The sequence below is a fragment of the Stenotrophomonas sp. GZD-301 genome (genome assembly GCF_049310345.1).
GTDB lineage: Bacteria > Pseudomonadota > Gammaproteobacteria > Xanthomonadales > Xanthomonadaceae > Stenotrophomonas.
The window spans coordinates 24,428-40,841 of sequence record NZ_JBMOWY010000033.1 but is presented as its reverse complement, the minus strand read 5'-3'; the positions used below and the strand labels follow the sequence as shown (position 1 = coordinate 40,841).

Below are 16,414 nucleotides of genomic sequence, written 5' to 3'. Positions count from 1 at the left end.
TCAAAGCAACCTGCCCGCTGGTCACAAAGGTGCACTGGGAAGTGGCGCGGCACTGCCCCCCCGGCCGCGACGTGGTGCTGATCGGCCACGCCGGTCACCCGGAAGTGGAAGGCACGATGGGGCAGTGGGACCGCGAGCGCGGCAACGGCCGGATCTACCTGGTCGAAGACGTCCAGGATGTGGATACGCTGGTGCTGGACCAGCCGGAAAACTTCGCCTACACCACCCAGACCACGCTGTCGGTGGATGACACCCGCGGCATCATCGATGCACTGCGCGCCCGCTTCCCGGCGATGCAGGGCCCGAAGAACGACGACATCTGCTACGCCACGCAGAACCGCCAGGACGCTGTGCGCGACCTGGCCAAGCGCTGCGACCTGGTGCTGGTGGTGGGCTCGCCGAACAGCTCCAACTCCAACCGGCTGAGCGAACTGGCACGCCGCGAGGGCGTGGAGTCGTACCTGATCGACGGTGCCGACGAGATCGACCCGGCGTGGGTGGTCGGCAAGCAGCACATCGGGCTCACCGCCGGCGCATCGGCGCCGCAGGTGCTGGTCGATGGCGTGATCGAGCGGCTCAAGGCGCTGGGCGCCAGCGGTATCGGCGAGCTCGATGGCGAGCCCGAATCGATGGTGTTCGCGCTGCCGAAGGAACTGCGGCTGCGCCTGATCTCCTGATCGGTGTAATGGCCAAGGGCATGACCTTTGGCCATGTGGTTCGGTGACGCGCAGGTCTAGCATCGGTGCTTTCGTATGCTGGAAGCCGAGCCTGATGAAACTGCGTGCCGCCGTCCTCTCCGTGCTGCTGGTCCTGTCCGCCTCGGGCGTACACGCGCAGACACCGCCGCCGCAGGACGTTGCCTTTCCCGGCCTGCTGCGCATCGACGTGGACGCACGCGACATCGGCCGGCGCATCTTCAAGGTCAAGGCCACCGTGCCGGCCAGGCCGGGTCCGCTGACCCTGCTGTATCCGCAGTGGCTGCCCGGCAGCCATTCGCCAAGCGGTCCGATCGACAAGCTCGCCGGCCTGGTGGTCACCGCCAACGGCACGCCGCTGGCGTGGACCCGCGATCCCTACGATGTGTACGCCTTCCGCGTGGACGTGCCGCAGGGCGCCACCGAGGTGGTTGCCGAGTTCAAGTTCCTGTCCTCGCAGGGCGGCACCCAGGGCCGGGTGGTGATGACCCCGGACATGCTCAACCTGCAGTGGAACGCCAATTCGCTGTATCCGGCCGGCGTCATCACCCGCAACATCCAGGCCCAGGCCACGGTCACGCTGCCGCCGGGCTGGTCCTACGCCACCGCACTGGACACCGAGCGCCGCGACGGCGACACCGTGGTGTTCAAGCCGATCAGCTACGACCATCTGGTCGATTCGCCGCTGTTCGCCGGCCGCCACTTCCAGCGCTTTGACCTGGACCCCGGTGCCAAGGTGCCCGTGCACCTGAACGTGTTTGCCGACCAGGCCAAATCGCTGGCGGCCAAGCCCGAGCAGCTGCAGGCGCATCGCGCGCTGGTGCAGCAGATGTACAAGCTCTACGGCGCGCGTCATTTCGACCGCTACGAATTCCTGCTCGCGCTCACCGACAAGCTCGGCGGCATCGGCCTGGAGCATCAGCGCTCCAGCGAGAACAGCGGCGAACCGGGCTACTTCACCGAGTGGAACACGACCTGGCTGGGTCGCGACCTGCTGCCGCACGAATTCAACCACTCCTGGAACGGCAAGTACCGCCGTGGCGCGGACCTGACCACGCCGAACTTCAACGTGCCGATGGGCGACAGCCTGCTGTGGCTCTACGAGGGGCAGACCCAGTTCTGGGGCCAGGTGCTGGCCGCGCGCTCGGGGCTGTGGAGCGTGCAGCAGACCCGCGACGTGCTGGCCAATGTTGCCGCCACCTACGACCGTGGCCGCCCTGGCCTGAGCTGGCGCACCCTGCAGGACACCACCAACGATCCCACCATCGCCCAGCGCCGCGCGCTGGCCTTCCGCAACTACCAGTTGAGCGAGGACTACTACTCCGGCGGCCAGATGATGTGGCTGGACGTGGAGGGCAAGCTGCGCGCGCTCACCGGCAACCGGCGCGGGCTGGATGATTTCGCCAAGGCGTTCTTCGGCATGAACGACGGTGACTGGAACGTCCATCCGTATACCTTCGATGACGTGGTCACCACGTTGAACGGCGTGGCGCCGTTCGACTGGGCCATCTTCCTGCGCGAGCGCCTGGATGGCCACGGCCCGCTCACCGGCGGATTGGAGGCGGCCGGCTGGCGGCTGGTCTACACCGACACGCCCAACGAGGCGTTCAAGGCACAGGAATCGCGCGGCAAGACCAACAACCTGCTGTACTCGATCGGCGTGTCGATCAGCGACGCCGGCTACATCAGCGACGTGCTGTGGGACAGCCCGGCCTTCAACGCCGGCCTGGCGCCCGGCATGACCGTGCTTGGCCTGGACGGGCGCGTGTTCAACGGCCAGCAGCTCAAGGACGCAATCACGGCCGCACGTACCGACAAGGCCCCGCTCACGCTGCTGGTCAAGCGCGTGGACCGCATCGACAGCGTTGTTCTGGACTACCACGATGGTCTGAAGTATCCGTCGCTGGAGCGCATTGCCGGCCGGCCCGACCGCCTTGCCGAGCTGTGGAAGGCCCGATGAGCCCGCGCCTGCGCGACGCGCTGATTGCCATCACCGCCATCGCCGCGATCGTCGGTGCAGGACTGGAGGGTGATGCACGCTGGCTGCACTGGCTGGCCAAGCCGCTGACCACGCTGTTGATCGCCTCCATCGTCTGGCGTGCGACGCCGCTGCCCGGCAGTGGCTATCGCCGTGTGGTGCTGGCCGGCATGCTGCTGTCCTGCATCGGCGACATCGCGCTGATGCTGCCGGTGGATGCCTTCGTGCCGGGGCTGGTCGCCTTCCTGCTGGCGCACCTGTGCTACATCGTCGCCTTCCGTGCCGGGTGGCGCAGTGGACGCAGCCTGTGGGCCGCCGCAGGCCTGCTGGCCCTGTTCGCCGGCGCCAACCTCAACGGCCTGTGGCCGCTGCTGCCTGACGATCTGCGCGTGCCGGTGGTGGTGTATGTGGCCGTGCTGGCGCTGATGGCGACGCTGGCGCTCGCACGCGCCGGGGCGTGGCCGCGCCCCACCGGTGAGGCGGGCCGCAGTGCACGCTGGGCGGCCTGGGGGGCCGCGCTGTTCGTGGTCAGCGATTCGGTACTGGCCTGGGACCGCTTCGGCGGCGGCCTGCCGCTGGCCGCGCTGTGCATTCTGGCCACGTACTACGCCGCGCAGTACTGCATCGCGCGCTCGGTGCCGCGCTCGGCCTGATCGCGCCGTCGGCGCTCAGGTGAGGTCGTTCACCGTCGCGCCGGGCGCGTTCATCTTCACCGACTGGATGCCGTCTTCCCGCTTGGTCACCGACGAATAGGTTTCGCTGGTGCCGATGATCTGGCTGTTGGCCGCCTTCAGATTGAACATCGGCGCGCCGTTGCTGGCGTCCTTGCGCGCGTAGCGCGTGTCCAGCGGTGCATTCTCGCGCACCGATTCGATCCCGTTCAGTGCGTTCTGCTTGCTGGTGTAGCGCTCGCTGGACAGCAGCGTCTCGCCGTTGCCGGCCTTCAGCGTGAAGTGGAACTGATCCCCTGAGCGTTTCAGGTCATAGCGTGCTGCCATAGCGGATATCCCCTGGTTGATCGGTCGGTCGCCCGAACGGGCGACATGAGCCTTTTACGACAGGCTCCTACATTCAATCAGGGAAAGCCCTGCCAATGCGTAGGAAAAACCCGTTACGTCGCTCAGCGCACCTGCAGGGTCATCAGGAAATAGCGGCCCAGCGGGTCGTCCAGCCCCGGCGCCAGGCCGCCATTGCCGCTCAGGTAGTTGACCGGCGGTGCGTCCCACAAGTTGTGGACATCCAGCGCCAGCAGCACGCGCGGCCCAAGCTGGCGGCCCACGTGCAGGTTCCAGCGCAGCTGGTCGGGATTGTGGCAACGGCCCTGGTCACGCTGCGTCGCCGGGCAGAGGTCGCCTGGCAGCCACGCGCGCGTGCGGCCGACGTAGTTGGCGCGCAGCGCCAGATCCCAGCGGTCGCTCTGCCACTGCGTGGTGAGCACCGCCGACAGTGCGGGCGTGGCATGTCCGCGCAGGTCGACCGTCTCGCCGTGCGCGCGGTAGCGGCGCAGCGCCTGCTGGTGCAGCGCATCCAGCGATACCCGCCACTGGCCATCGGCCGAGCGGCCGAAGCGGTAGTCCCCGCGCAGTACCCAGTTGCGCGACACGGTGCGGCCGATGTTGTCGAACGACAGTCGCAGCGCCTGCAGACGGCCGGCGTCATCCAGCACCCACGTAGCGCGGTTCCAGACCGCGTCCGCCGGGTGCAGGTCGAGGATCTCGTTGCGCAGGTCGACCACGTTGCCGGTCAGCGACAGCGACAGGTCCTCGCGTGGCGACCACGCCACCCCCAGCGAATGGCTGCGCGTGGTCTCCGCATCGAGGGCGCTGTTCTCCACCACGCCCACGTCCACCACGCAGCCCTGCGCAGTGGTGATCGCACACGGGGGCAGGGCGCTGGAGGCCGGCAGCACCACCTGGCCGAAGTAGCCGGGCGGACGCCGGCGCTCGAACAGGCTGGGCGCGCGGTAGCCGCGGCCACTGGACCACAGCAGCGACCACTGCGCGGACGGGGTCCAGCGCAGTCCGGCGCGCGGCGAGAACGCGGTGTCGCCGCCATCGCGATCCACCCGGGCCGCCACGTCCAGGCGCAGCGTGTCGGTGAACGGCAGCCCCAGTTCCGCGTAGGCGGCGCTGGACAGACGCGACAGCCGCCGGTGTTCCACCGGCAATCCCAGCGCCAGCTCGCCGTCGCCGATCAGCGCGTCCGGGTGCGCGCTCCAGGCCTCGTGGCGCAGGTCCAGGCCGGTCGCCAGTTGCACCGGGCCGCCGCGCCACTGCGCCAGATCGCGCTGCAGCCCGGCCCACGCCTGCCACTGGTCGGTGCGGCCGCGATTGCGGATGGCCGGGAACAGGTGCTCGGCCAGCGGTGCGGTCAGCGCGTTGAACCCGGGCAGGAAGCCCTGCTGTGCCGCCTCGTACAGGCGCTGCGTGCGCACCGTGCCGGCCGTGTGCAGCGACACCGCGCTGTACTGGCGACTGATCCCGGCGTCCCAGTTGCGGCCCGCCTGGTCGCGGCCCACCCCTACGGTGATGTCGGCCGTGGTGGCTTCCACGCGCGGGCGCACGCTGCCGCCTTCCTGGAAGACATAGTTGAACAGCAGCCCGTCGCCGATGCGCAGTGCTGCTGCGGTCGGGCCGAGTTCGAAGCGCTGCCGGTCCTCGCTGCCGCGCACTTCGGCAAACGCATAGTGGCCATCGCCGAACGCATGCCGGTAGCGCCCGTAGGCGGCCACGGTGGTGGCCGCCGGCTGCAGCGAGCGGCCGCGCGAGCTGTCGAACCAGCAGCCATCCGCATCGCGCTGCAACGGCGCCGCGCAGCGCGTTGCCGGCAGGTACAGGCCGCTGTCGGTCAACAGGCCGATCGGGTAGCGCTCCTGCTCCACATGCCACGCGCGGCTGTCGCCGGCCAGCGGCTGCACCCGCTGCAGATCGATGCCGGCAAACCAGCGGTCGCCGTTGGCGCGCGCGCCGCCGGTGGCCAGCTGCACGCGCTGCTGGTCGCCATCGCCACGGCTGCTCACGCCCGACTGCAGCATCGCCTCGGGACCGTCAGCCTGCTCGCGCAGGATGATGTTGACCACGCCCGACATCGCATCGGCGCCATAGATGGCCGACGCGCCACCGCGCACCAGTTCGATACGTTCGACGAAACTCAACGGGATGCCGCCCAGATCGGTGAGCGCGCCCTGTTCCAGCGACACCATCGGGTAGCGCGGCAGGCGTCGGCCGTTGACCAGGAACAGCGTCGCACGCGGTCCCATGCCATCCAGGCTGGTGGTCGCCGCCGCGCCCACCGGCAGGTACAGCGAATCGCCCCCGCGCGAGGTCGCCAGCGGCGGGTGGCCGTTCATGCCGGGCAGGTGCCGCAGCAGATCGAACAGCGAGCCGTAGCCGCTGCGCAGGATCTCATCGCGCTCGATCACCACCACCGGCAGCGAGGCCTGTACCGAACTGCGCGGCAACCGGCTGCCGGTGACGTGCACCGGCGCCAGCTCGACCTGCGCGCTGCGCAGGGGGACGGGAGCGGGGGCAGGGCGCCTGCGTGCAGGCACCGCTGCCGGCGCGACGGCAACGCGGCGCACCACGAACACCCCCGGGGTGGTCTGCAGCACGTGTACCGGCAACCCGGCGACCAGCCGCGTCAACGCCGCATCGTCGTCCAGCGTCGCGTCCAGCCCGGCGGTGGTCAGGCCAGCCAGTTCGGCAGCATCGAACACCAGTACCCGCTGGCTCTGCCGCGCCCACTGCTGCAGGGCCGGCGCGAGCGGGCCGCGCGGAATCTGGTAGCCGACATCGGCGCGGTCGCGCGCGCCGGCCGGTGCGATCAGCGCGCAGCACAGCGCCACGACGAACACGTGCCATCGCAGCCATCGCCACCGCTGTTGCGCCCCCTGTACGGCCATCGACGTCAGTGCAGGCGGCGCAGTTCCAGCGCGCCGTCGGCACGCTGTTGTCCGGTGATCGACCAGCCCTGTTCCAGCGCGGCGAGCAGGCCGGCGCGATCCTCCGCGCGGAACGTGCCACTGACCGCCAGCGATGCGATCGCCGGATCGGCGATCACCAGCGGCGTGGCGTGGTAGCGGTTCATGCGTTCCACCACGGCCTGCAGCGGTGTCGCGTCGAAGACCAGCCGGCCGTCCAGCCAGGCATCGGCCGTGCCCTGCACCAGCGTGGGCCCGGGCGTGATCCGCCCCGTCGTCTGCACCTGCAGCTGCTGGCCCGGCTGCGAGAGCGCGTGGTGCCCGCCCTGCGCGCCTTCGCTGCGCACCTCCACCGCGCCTTCCAGCAGCGCTACGTCGATGCGGTCGTCCTGCCAGCGCTCCACTTGGAAGGTGGTGCCGATGTCCTCGATGGTGCTGTGGGCCGCGAGCACCCGCAGCGGCCTGCGCGATGGCGCCACCTGCAGCTGGATGCGGCCGCGGTCCAGCGCGATCTGGCGCTGCCGCAGCCCGAACCGCGTGGTCATCGCCGCGCCGGCATCCAGCGTGACCTGGCTGCCATCGGGCAGCGTGCGCTGCTGCGGCAGATGGGTGGCGTTGGCATAGTGCTGTGGCGTGGGCTGCCCATCCGTCACCCACGCCCCGCCCAGGCCAACGGCCACGCACAGGCTGGCGGCCATCGCCACGGCGGGCAGCCAGCGCGCACGGTGTGGGCGCGCGATGCGCGCCGTGCCGGCACGCACCCACGGATCGTTGGCCAGTTGGCCTACCTGCTGATGCAGCGTTTCGGCCTGCACCCAGGCGCGTACATGCCCCGGGTCTTCAGCCAGCCAGTGTTCGAACGCGTCGCGTTCGGCACGGCTGCAGTCCGGCGCCTCCAGTCGCGCCACCCAGTGGGCGGCCTGGTCGAATGCCGGTTCGTGGCGGCGGTGCGTGGCAGCCCGCATCAGGTATCTCCGTCCTGGCCGAAGGTGTCGGGGCCCAGCTCCTGGCGCAATCCCTGCAGGGCGCGGGCGATGTGTTTTTCCACCGTCTTGGCGGTGATGCCACGGTGGCGGGCGATCTGCGCGTAGCTCATGCCGCTGATCCGGTTGAGCAGATACACCTCGCGGCAGCGCTCGGGCAGCTTGAACAGCGCCTGCCGCAGCAGCGACAGCATCTGCCCGGACTCGGCCTGGCGCAGCGGGCCGGGGGCGGTGCAGAGCGGCTCGACCGCGCCGTCGCCCTCGGCCAGCGGCAGGTGCGTGCGCGCGTGCGGCGATCGCCCGCGGTCGGCCAGCCGGTTGCGCGCGATGCGGTACAGCAGCAGTCGCAGCTCCTCGCTGCCATGTGACTGGTAGCGGATCAGCCGTTCCATGCAGTCCTGGGCGATGTCTTCGGCGTCATCCGCACTGGCCCCGCGCGCGCGCAGGAAGGCGCACAGCGGCGCGCGCTCATCCCGCACGAACGCAGCGAACGGCTCGGCCCGCGGCAGCGGTTCCGGGACGTAGCGCAGCAGGGGGGACGGAGCGGACAGAACGGAACCTCGAACGGCAACGATCACGGGCATCCCGAGTATTACGCGACGTTGACAGGATGTGAAAGGCCGAAAGTGCCACGCCTGAAAATGAACGCGTTCATTTTTATGTCGACGTCCGACTGGGGGAGATCGTCATTCCGCCACGTTCTGCAAAGGTCCCGCGCGATGCGGGGTAGGACCTTTTCTGGAGAGAAAGCATGAAGCAATCGGTGTTGAGTGTGGCGTTGGCCGGCCTGCTGGGCGTGGCGGCGATGGGCGCGGCGGGCGAAGCGGCCGCGATGAGCTACCACGTACAGGGCGATCGGATCTTCCTCAGCGGCGGCGTGACCTACGCCGACGTGGTCTCGCTGCCGGCGCTGCTGGCCAAGGCGCAGGCCGAGGGACGTCCGATCCGTGAAGTGGTGCTGCGCACCTCCAACGGCGGCGCACTGATTGCCGGCGAGTGGCTGCAGGGCGTGATCCGCACGGCCGGCCTGAACACCATCGTGTCCGGCCATTGCATCTCCTCGTGCTCGATCATGCAGTCCGGTGGCGTGGAGCGTTACATGGCCGGCGACCTGCCGACCGTCGATTCGGTGCAGATCCACGCCGCCAGCAGTGGCGGCAAGGTGATCTACACGCCGTCGGCGCGCATGACCGAGATCTACACCGGCAACTACGGCGGTGGCATGGATGCCGGCCTGCTGCACAAGGCCATGTACGAAGTCGTGCAGCCCAACGGCCTGCTGGTGTTCTCCGATCCGGCGCGCACCCGCGGCAACTCGGTGAGCTTCGATCCGGACGGGTCCGGCGCCAAGCGCGTGACCTTCGCCGGCGAGGACATGTTCAACAACAACATCATGACCTCGGCCGAGTACCGCGCCCCGGGCGACACGCTCAACGTGACCGCCAACGTCACCGGCGACATCAACGCCGGCTACCTGCGCACCGGCCGCCAGCTGCAGACCTTCGTCGACGACGATTTCGCGCGCTGGAACACCGACTGGCAGTCCACCTACATCAACCTGGCGCAGTCCATCTACAACGCGTCCAGCCGCGGCCCCAACGGCATCGGCCCGGACTCGGTGCAGGACTACCTCAGCGACCCGGGCATCCAGGTCCTGCTGCTGTCCAAGCTGCGCCTGAATGATCTCACTGCGTCCACCCTCGACGATTCGATGGGCGTCATCCGCGTCACCAACGGTGCCGTGTGGCGCACCGCGGCCACCACCGGCGCGGACTTCATGCTGGTCGACAACGGCACCATCGCCCTGGAAGGCGGCGCCCTGCGCGCGGCTGAAGTGCGCGTCATGCAGACCAGCATGCTGGTCGGTCATGGCGACATCGCCTCGCCGGCGATGGACCTCAACGCACTGGCCGAGGGCAGCGGCCCGTCGTGGCGCGAAGACGGCTTCAACCGCCTGCGCGTGTACGGCACCCTGATGCCGCGCGGCGGCGATCTGGTCACCCACGGCTACGTCAACATCATGCCGGGCGGCAAGGTCCTGTTCGACGTCACCGAGAACGGCGGTGCCGCCACCGGTCGCCTGCGTGTGGGCACCTTCTTCGACGACGAGCAGATCGACGGCGCCCTGGTGATCTCGCCCGGCGCGCACCTGGAACTGAACGTCGCGCGCGGCTACTACGACGGCAGCTACCGCCGCGACCTGGTCACCGGCCCGATCTACCAGGATGGCTTCCAGGATGTGGTGCGCCTGGGCGATACCGGCTACACCGCCAGCATCGCCGAGGGCGAGGTGTTCCGTCCGCGCCACAACTCGCTGCTGAGCTTCAATGTCGTGCAGAGCGCCAACGGCCTGTCGCTGACCGCCAACCCGGGCTTCGACCAGCTCGGCCTGTTCGCCAACGCGACCTCCGGCGATGGTCTGGGCCGCGCGCTGGCCAGCGCCGCCACCGGCAACGCTGCCGGCCTCAAGCCGCTGCTGGCCTCGCTGCAGTTCTCCGACCGCGACGTGATCGCCCAGCAGGCCGGTGGCCTGCGCGGTGACAGCCACGCCACCCTGCGCCTGGCCGACACCGCCCTGGTGGGCAGCATCGGCAACGTCGTGCAGCAGCACCAGTTCGACATGCGCAGCAGCGGCGGCGACGCCGATGGCCTGGCGGCGCAGGCCGCACAGGCCGCCTCGGCGCAGCCGGGCATGGGCAATGGCAGCCTGTTCAACCAGCTGGCCATGCACCTGGTGCAGCCCGCCGGCGACACCGGCAGTGCCGGCACCGCTGGCGAGCGTCGCAGCGTCGGCATGTGGGGCCGCGGCTTCGGCAGCCAGGGGCGCATCGACGCCAACGGCGGCGTGGCCGGCATGACCCACACCACCGGCGGCATCGTGCTCGGCGCCGATACGCGCCTGGCCGACGACAAGGTCACCCTGGGTGTCAGCGTGGCCGCAGCGGAGATGTCCACCAAGGGGCGCGACGGCACCGGCTTCAGCGGTGACGTGCGGGCGCTGGACGTGGGCGGCTACCTGGATGCCGCGTACTCGCGTGGCTACCTGTCGGCCTCGCTGCGCTACACCGACCTGCGCCACGACACCCACCGCAGCCTCGTGGGTATCGAAGGCCTGGAAGCCCCGCTGCGCGCCAAGTACGACAGCGACGCGCTGTCGGCCCGCCTGGAGCATGGCTTCTCGTTCACCACCGCCCGCGGTCTGGTGATCCAGCCGCTGCTGCCGGTGGTCGATTACGCCCGCCTGTCCAACGTCCGCTTCAACGAAGGGCAGGGCGCAGGCGCCCTGGCCGGCCGCAGCGACAGCCTGGAGAGCATCCGCGTGGGTGCCGGCCTGCAGCTGTTCAAGACCTTCGAAGGCCGCAAGGGCGAGCGCATCACCCCGCACGCCCGCGTGCTGTGGCAGAAGGAGCTGGGCGACACCCAGGCCCAGTTCAGCACCGGCTTCGCGGCCGCGCCGGACCTGGTCTTCGGTTCGACCAGCCAGTCGGTGGGCGAGCAGGTCCTGAGCTGGAACGTCGGCGTCACCAGCCGCGCCAGCGAGCGCCTGTCGATCATGATCGACTACGTCGGCGAGCGCCGGGACGGCCAGGACCAGAACGGCGTGATGCTGGGCCTGGGCTACCGCTTCTGAGCCCATCCGGGCGTCCGGGCAATTGACCGCCCGGACGCCCGGCCTTAGAATTGCCAGCTCAGCCGGAATAGCTCAGTTGGTAGAGCGGCGCATTCGTAATGCGTAGGTCGTAGGTTCGATTCCTATTTCCGGCACCAGATACAGCAGAAAGCCCCGGCCTTGGTCGGGGCTTTTTGTTTGTGCATTCCTTCCCCTGCCGGGGGATTGCGTGGGCAGCCCCCCCAGGAACGATGCGGATAACGGATTGCCCTATTGACCGTTCGGATTGCATTGGTTCATAAAGCCACTTCAAATACCTGTGGTCGCTCCTGAAGAGGAAAGCGATCTGCTCCGGTCTGAGTCAAGTGGCCCCCTGTCGGGGGCTGGGCTCCGCTAGGACGCATGCGGGAAAAGCCGGTCCAGGGAGGACTCAGATGTTGTCACGCGTTGCCCACCGCCTGCGCCTGCGTTGCGCGGCCAAGCCCCTTCTGCTGCTGTCGATGCTCGCTTCCGGACTGCTTGCGCCGTTGGCAGCGCAGGCGCAGATCATTCCGACCTGGCGCGAGGAGTATGACAAGCGCCTGAAGTATGGCGATCTGGTCGAGCCGCTGAAGGGAGAGATCTTCGGTGAGAAGATCAATCTTTACGACGGTTCGGTCAGCTTCAGCGCGACCGACATTTCGCTACCCGGCTCCAATGGACTGGATGTCTCGATCAGCCGCGGCTACAGCGATATTGCTGGCAGCCGCGGCGACAAAGAGTTCGGCACCTGGACGCTGGACGTGCCTTCACTTTCCGGCATTTATGGCGATCAGCCGGAGACGGTGTCAGAGGGCTACTGGTCACCGCGCGCGCGATGTTCGACGGTAACTGCGCCGCCGACGCTGGAAGTCTGGAATTATCGGCACACGCAGACGATCAACTTCGACCCGCACACCTATTGGGATGGGGTGCGTCTTACACTGCCTGGTGGCAACGGTGAAACCGTTCTGGCCGGGAGCAACGACGCGAAACAGCCCCGGCCTGAGGTGGGGCAGCCCACGCCTTGGAACACCAAGGGAGGTTGGTTCTTCTCCTGCCTCGCTTCGCTCAAGAGCGGCCAGCCGGGTGAAGGATTCATCGGCCACTCGCCTGATGGCAACAAGTACTACTTCGACTGGATGGTGGCCCGCGACGAAGACTACGCGGTGCTGCAGCCTTATGACACCGTCACCCATGCGACGCTGAAGCGTAGGAAGGTCTTCCTCTACCCGTCCCAGGTGGTCGATCGTTTCGGCAACTGGGTTCGTTATGAGTGGAATGGTGGGCAGCTGCAGCGCATTAATGCCAGTGACGGGCGCAGTATCAGCCTGGCGTACGATGCGCAGGGGCGTGTTGTTAGCGCATCGGCGGGCGGCAGGAACTGGACCTATGGCTACACGCCTCAGGGGGAGCTGCAAACCGTGGTGCTACCGGATGGAACGTACTGGCGCTACAACCTGCCGCCGGTCGGCGTGACCAAGAAGTACCCGGATTACATTGGTCAAGCTGAGGTCCAGTACATGGACACTCCGGCCATGTGCGCGAAGACCAACAAGATCGTGCAGACCGAGGTGGTGATCAGCATCAAACATCCCTCGGGTGTTGTGGGAGCGTTCGCGTTCCGGCCGTTCCGCCATGGGCGCAAGAACGTTCCCTTCAACTGCCAGACTTCTGGCGATGACCAGTTGCTTGCAGATGGTTGGAATCTCACCCCCATCTATCGAGACGCGATGTCGCTGGTCGCCAGGACCATCGAAGGCCCCGGCGTGCCGAGGGCGAGTTGGACCTATCAGTACGCCAACCTGGGTGGGAAGTACAACCGCGAGGTGCGTCAGCAGGGATGGCCGATGGTGCCGGTGGGCCAGTCCGAACCGAAGATCACGATCGAGACCCAGCCGGACGGTGTGGTCAAGACCTATGAGTTCGGCAAGGAGGTCGCCTACAACGATGGCCTGCTGCTGGCGACCTCCACCAGTTCCGGCGGCGCCGTTGTCCGCACCGATCGCAGCGTCTACTACCCCGATGCGGAGCTTGCCACTGCGCCATTCCCACGCGAGGCAGGACGCAACCTGAAGTACGGTGCCACCGAGCTGGGCGAGCACCTGAACAGGCCGGTCCAGTCCACGCTGACTACCCAGGATGGCGTGCAGTTCACCCGAACGGTCCAGGCGTTCGATCCCTCCGTGCGCGAGATCGAAGTTGCTGAGTCCAACTCGAACGGCCAGGGCCGGAGCATCTCGACCCAGTACTACGACAACCCGCAGCTATGGGTGCGGGGCCAGGTGGCCAGAAGCCTGGTGAACGGCATCGAGCAATCGCGCACCGAGTTCGATACAGCCACCGCGCAACCTGTACGTGCCTACGTCTTCGGGCGCTTGGCGCAGCAGGTAACCTACGCCGCCGACGGCAATGTCGCGTCGGTCAAGGATGGCAATGGCAACACGACCACGTTGGAGCGGTGGAAGCTGGGTATCCCACAGTGGATAATCCATGCCGACGGCACGATGACCCGGGCCGCCGTCAACGATTCTGGCTGGATTACCGCCGTCGCCGACGAGAATGACTACCTCACCCAGTACGAATATGACGGGATGGGACGGCTGACGCGCGTCGAGTATCCCAGCGATGACAGCGTCGCCTGGAATGCAAAGAGGCAGGCACTCGAGTGGGTGCCGATCAATGAGTACGGTATTCCTCCGGGTCATTGGCGGCAGACAACGGTCACGGGCAACGCACGCAAGATCACCTACTTCGATGCGTTGCTGCGACCGATGCTCACCCAGGAGTTCGATGCGGGCAATCAAGCCGCCACGCAGCGCCTGCAGTTGTTTGCTTACGATGCCCAGGGGCGGCAGACATTCTCGTCGTACCCGGTTTCAGACTTTCCGGTTCCCTGGAAGGGCACCTGGAAGGAGTACGACGCACTGGGGCGGGTGACCTCAAGTTCGCAGGACAGCGAGCATGGTCTGTTGACCACCCTCACCGAATATCTGCCAAGTGGGCAGATGCGCGTGACCAACCCCAGGGGGCAGGTGACGCAGACCCGGTTCCAGATGTTCGATGAGCCGTCCTATGAGCACCCGGTGTCGATCCAGATGCCGGAAGGGACGGTGATGAATATCGCCCGGGACATCTTCAACAAGCCATTGATCATCGCCCGCGGCAATGCCGATGGCAGCCAGACAGTGGCCCGCCGTTATGTCTACTCGCCCAGCCAGCAGCTGTGCAAGACGATCGAGCCGGAAACCGGCAGTACCTTGATGGATTACGACGGCGCCGGCAACCTGATCTGGTCGGCATCCGGGGTCGATTCTCCATCGCCACTGACCTGCAATACCGAGGCCATCAGCAGCAGCGGCCGCGCCGTCTATCGTGAGTATGACGTGCGAAATCGACCAATCCATCTGCAATTTCCCGACGGAAACGGCAACACGAGTTGGACGTACACGCCGGATGGGCTCCCATCGCGATTGACGGTCTGGAATGAGGGCGGGGCCACCACGGCCTCCAATCATTACACCTACAACAAGCGCCGCCTGTTGACGATGGAGGGCCTGTCCCAGCCGGGCTGGTATGACTGGCCCATCGTCTACAACTACAACGCCAATGGTCATCTTGCCGGACAGACCTGGCCAAGCGGGCTGACGGTCGACTACGCGCCCGATGCGCTGGGCCAGGCCACGCGGGTCGGCAACTTCGCTACCGACGTTCGCTACCACGCGAATGGCGGCATCAAGCAATTCACCTATGGCAACGGCATCGTGCACACGATGCAGCAGAACGAGCGTCAACTGCCGGTGCGAAGCACGGATTCAGGTGTTCTCGACTTTGATACGCGATTCGATCGGAATGGCAATGTCAGCGACATCTATGACCTGGCACTGGGGGCGTTCTACAACCGGCACATGCTCTACGACGGTCTGGATCGTCTGATCGCGGCAGAATCCAGCAACTTTGGCGGCGATTCCTGGCACCGGTTCAGCTACGACGCGCTGGACAACCTGACCAGCTGGATGTTGCCGGGTGTCAAAGACCATCGCTACTGGTACGACGCGCACAACCGCCTCACCAATGTGCGGGATGGTGCGGGCAATACGCTTATCGGCCTGAGCTATGACGTGCAGGGCAACCTGAAGCTGAAGAATGGCCTCAATCACGTTTTTGACTATGGCAATCGTCTGCGCGAGGTCAGCGGAAAGGAGAGCTATCGCTATGACGCGCTGGGGCGCCGCATCTTTGCCTCAGCCCCAGGACTCGGAGTGGTGCTTTCGCAGTACGCGCAGGACGGCCGGCTGGTATTCCAGAGTGATGGCCGCAAGGGCCTGGGGCGCGAGTACGTCCATCTGGCCGGTAGCCTGATCGCTCGCCGGGACTACGCAGGTGTGGACGCCAAGATCACCTACCTGCACACCGATGCGCTGGGTAGCCCGGTTGCCAGTACTGATGCTTCCGGTAACGTGATCGAGCGTACTCATTACGAGCCGTATGGCGCGCCCATCGGCAAGGTGGTGGATGGCCCTGGCTACACCGGGCATGTGATGGACGGTGAGACCGGGCTGGTGCAAATGCAGCAGCGGTACATGGATCCGCAGTTGGGTGTGTTCCTGTCGGTGGATCCGGTAACTGCGTATGACCAGCCTGTGGGGCAGTTCAATCGATATCGGTATGCGAACTCGAACCCTTACAAGTTCACGGATCCGGATGGACGTCAAGCGCTGGGAGCGCCGAGGGATTTCTACAATCCCGTAACAGCTGAGCAAGCCCGGCAGATCCTCCCTGTAGTTGCCGACTTCACTCCTGTCTTGGGTGACGTCAAAGGTATCGTTGAGGCAATCCAAGCTCCAACAGCTGCGAATATTGCTGGGGCGGCAATTGGTCTGGTCCCACTTGCCGGTGATGCCGGAAAGGCAGTCCTAAAGCATGGTGACGAAGCCGCACAGTTGGGAAAAATGTTGGCTAGCGAGCAGCAGATGGGGGAGCTGGCGAGTGGGGCCGTCAAGGTCACTCATGGTGCTTCTACTCCGAAGCCCCTACGTCAAGCTGAGCGTCTCGCGGGTGAGTACGGTGGCGATGCGTCTTCCTATCAAAAAGTATCAAGCTCGTCATACAAAGCTGCTGACGGGGGGCACGTAGAGACCCATGCATTCCGGAATGCGGACACAGGCCAGATCATTGAACCAAAATCCGTCATAAATCCATAGGCGAGTT

Annotated in this window: 9 protein-coding genes and 1 tRNA gene; 6 read left to right on the top strand and 4 right to left on the bottom strand. The window is 66.8% G+C overall.

The genetic code is table 11. The features are described 5' to 3' along the window. From ispH to ACO6VK_RS09395, 3 genes are all read left to right on the top strand, one after another. On the top strand, positions 1–677 hold a 677-nt coding region (ispH, locus tag ACO6VK_RS09405), incomplete at its 5' end, for a 4-hydroxy-3-methylbut-2-enyl diphosphate reductase (RefSeq protein WP_422506611.1). A gap of 94 nt (positions 678–771) precedes the next feature. Continuing rightward, on the top strand, positions 772–2,655 hold the full coding sequence (locus ACO6VK_RS09400; protein WP_422506610.1) for a M61 family metallopeptidase: 1,884 nt from the start codon (positions 772–774) through the stop codon (positions 2,653–2,655). Further along, positions 2,652–3,326 carry a lysoplasmalogenase gene (locus ACO6VK_RS09395; RefSeq protein ID WP_422506609.1) on the top strand — a complete coding sequence of 225 codons (675 nt, stop codon included), beginning with the start codon at positions 2,652–2,654 and terminating at the stop codon, positions 3,324–3,326. Before ACO6VK_RS09400 ends, ACO6VK_RS09395 begins: the two co-directional genes overlap by 4 nt. Positions 3,327–3,341: 15 nt before the next feature. Here ACO6VK_RS09395 and ACO6VK_RS09390 read toward each other — a convergent pair whose 3' ends face one another. From ACO6VK_RS09390 to ACO6VK_RS09375, 4 genes are all read right to left on the bottom strand, one after another. Further along, positions 3,342–3,671: a YegP family protein gene (locus tag ACO6VK_RS09390; protein WP_422506608.1), complete on the bottom strand. Its 330-nt coding sequence runs from the start codon at positions 3,669–3,671 to the stop codon at positions 3,342–3,344. 122 nt (positions 3,672–3,793) lie between these two features. Continuing rightward, positions 3,794–6,574: a TonB-dependent receptor plug domain-containing protein gene (locus tag ACO6VK_RS09385; RefSeq protein WP_422506607.1), complete on the bottom strand. Its 2,781-nt coding sequence runs from the start codon at positions 6,572–6,574 to the stop codon at positions 3,794–3,796. Positions 6,575–6,579: 5 nt separating this feature from the next. Beyond that, positions 6,580–7,557 carry a FecR family protein gene (locus ACO6VK_RS09380; RefSeq protein ID WP_422506606.1) on the bottom strand — a complete coding sequence of 326 codons (978 nt, stop codon included), beginning with the start codon at positions 7,555–7,557 and terminating at the stop codon, positions 6,580–6,582. Continuing rightward, positions 7,557–8,159 carry an RNA polymerase sigma factor gene (locus ACO6VK_RS09375; RefSeq protein WP_422506605.1) on the bottom strand — a complete coding sequence of 201 codons (603 nt, stop codon included), beginning with the start codon at positions 8,157–8,159 and terminating at the stop codon, positions 7,557–7,559. The genes ACO6VK_RS09380 and ACO6VK_RS09375 overlap by 1 nt, the downstream gene beginning before the upstream one ends. A 167-nt stretch (positions 8,160–8,326) precedes the next feature. Here ACO6VK_RS09375 and ACO6VK_RS09370 point away from each other — a divergent pair, with 167 nt between their 5' ends. The 3 genes from ACO6VK_RS09370 to ACO6VK_RS09360 all read left to right on the top strand — a co-directional run bounded on the left by ACO6VK_RS09370 (position 8,327) and on the right by ACO6VK_RS09360 (position 16,407). Then, a complete protein-coding gene (locus tag ACO6VK_RS09370; RefSeq protein ID WP_422506604.1) occupies positions 8,327–11,206 on the top strand; it encodes an autotransporter domain-containing protein in 2,880 nt (959 codons plus the stop codon). A gap of 61 nt (positions 11,207–11,267) precedes the next feature. Next, a tRNA-Thr gene (locus tag ACO6VK_RS09365) sits at positions 11,268–11,343 on the top strand. 276 nt (positions 11,344–11,619) lie between these two features. Then, the gene (locus tag ACO6VK_RS09360; protein WP_422506603.1) at positions 11,620–16,407 is read left to right on the top strand and encodes an RHS repeat domain-containing protein; all 4,788 of its coding nucleotides are present in this window, start codon (positions 11,620–11,622) and stop codon (positions 16,405–16,407) included. The last annotated feature ends 7 nt before the right edge of the window (positions 16,408–16,414 follow it).

What these genes read in the sequence shown, in the direction of transcription:
- ACO6VK_RS09400 (WP_422506610.1), top strand. Translation starts at nt 772, where the DNA reads ATGAAACTGCGTGCCGCCGTCCTCTCCGTGCTGCTGGTCCTGTCCGCC.
- ACO6VK_RS09395 (WP_422506609.1), top strand. Translation starts at nt 2,652, where the DNA reads ATGAGCCCGCGCCTGCGCGACGCGCTGATTGCCATCACCGCCATCGCC.
- ACO6VK_RS09390 (WP_422506608.1), bottom strand. Translation starts at nt 3,671, where the DNA reads ATGGCAGCACGCTATGACCTGAAACGCTCAGGGGATCAGTTCCACTTC.
- ACO6VK_RS09385 (WP_422506607.1), bottom strand. Translation starts at nt 6,574, where the DNA reads ATGGCCGTACAGGGGGCGCAACAGCGGTGGCGATGGCTGCGATGGCAC.
- ACO6VK_RS09380 (WP_422506606.1), bottom strand. Translation starts at nt 7,557, where the DNA reads ATGCGGGCTGCCACGCACCGCCGCCACGAACCGGCATTCGACCAGGCC.
- ACO6VK_RS09375 (WP_422506605.1), bottom strand. Translation starts at nt 8,159, where the DNA reads ATGCCCGTGATCGTTGCCGTTCGAGGTTCCGTTCTGTCCGCTCCGTCC.
- ACO6VK_RS09370 (WP_422506604.1), top strand. Translation starts at nt 8,327, where the DNA reads ATGAAGCAATCGGTGTTGAGTGTGGCGTTGGCCGGCCTGCTGGGCGTG.
- ACO6VK_RS09360 (WP_422506603.1), top strand. Translation starts at nt 11,620, where the DNA reads ATGTTGTCACGCGTTGCCCACCGCCTGCGCCTGCGTTGCGCGGCCAAG.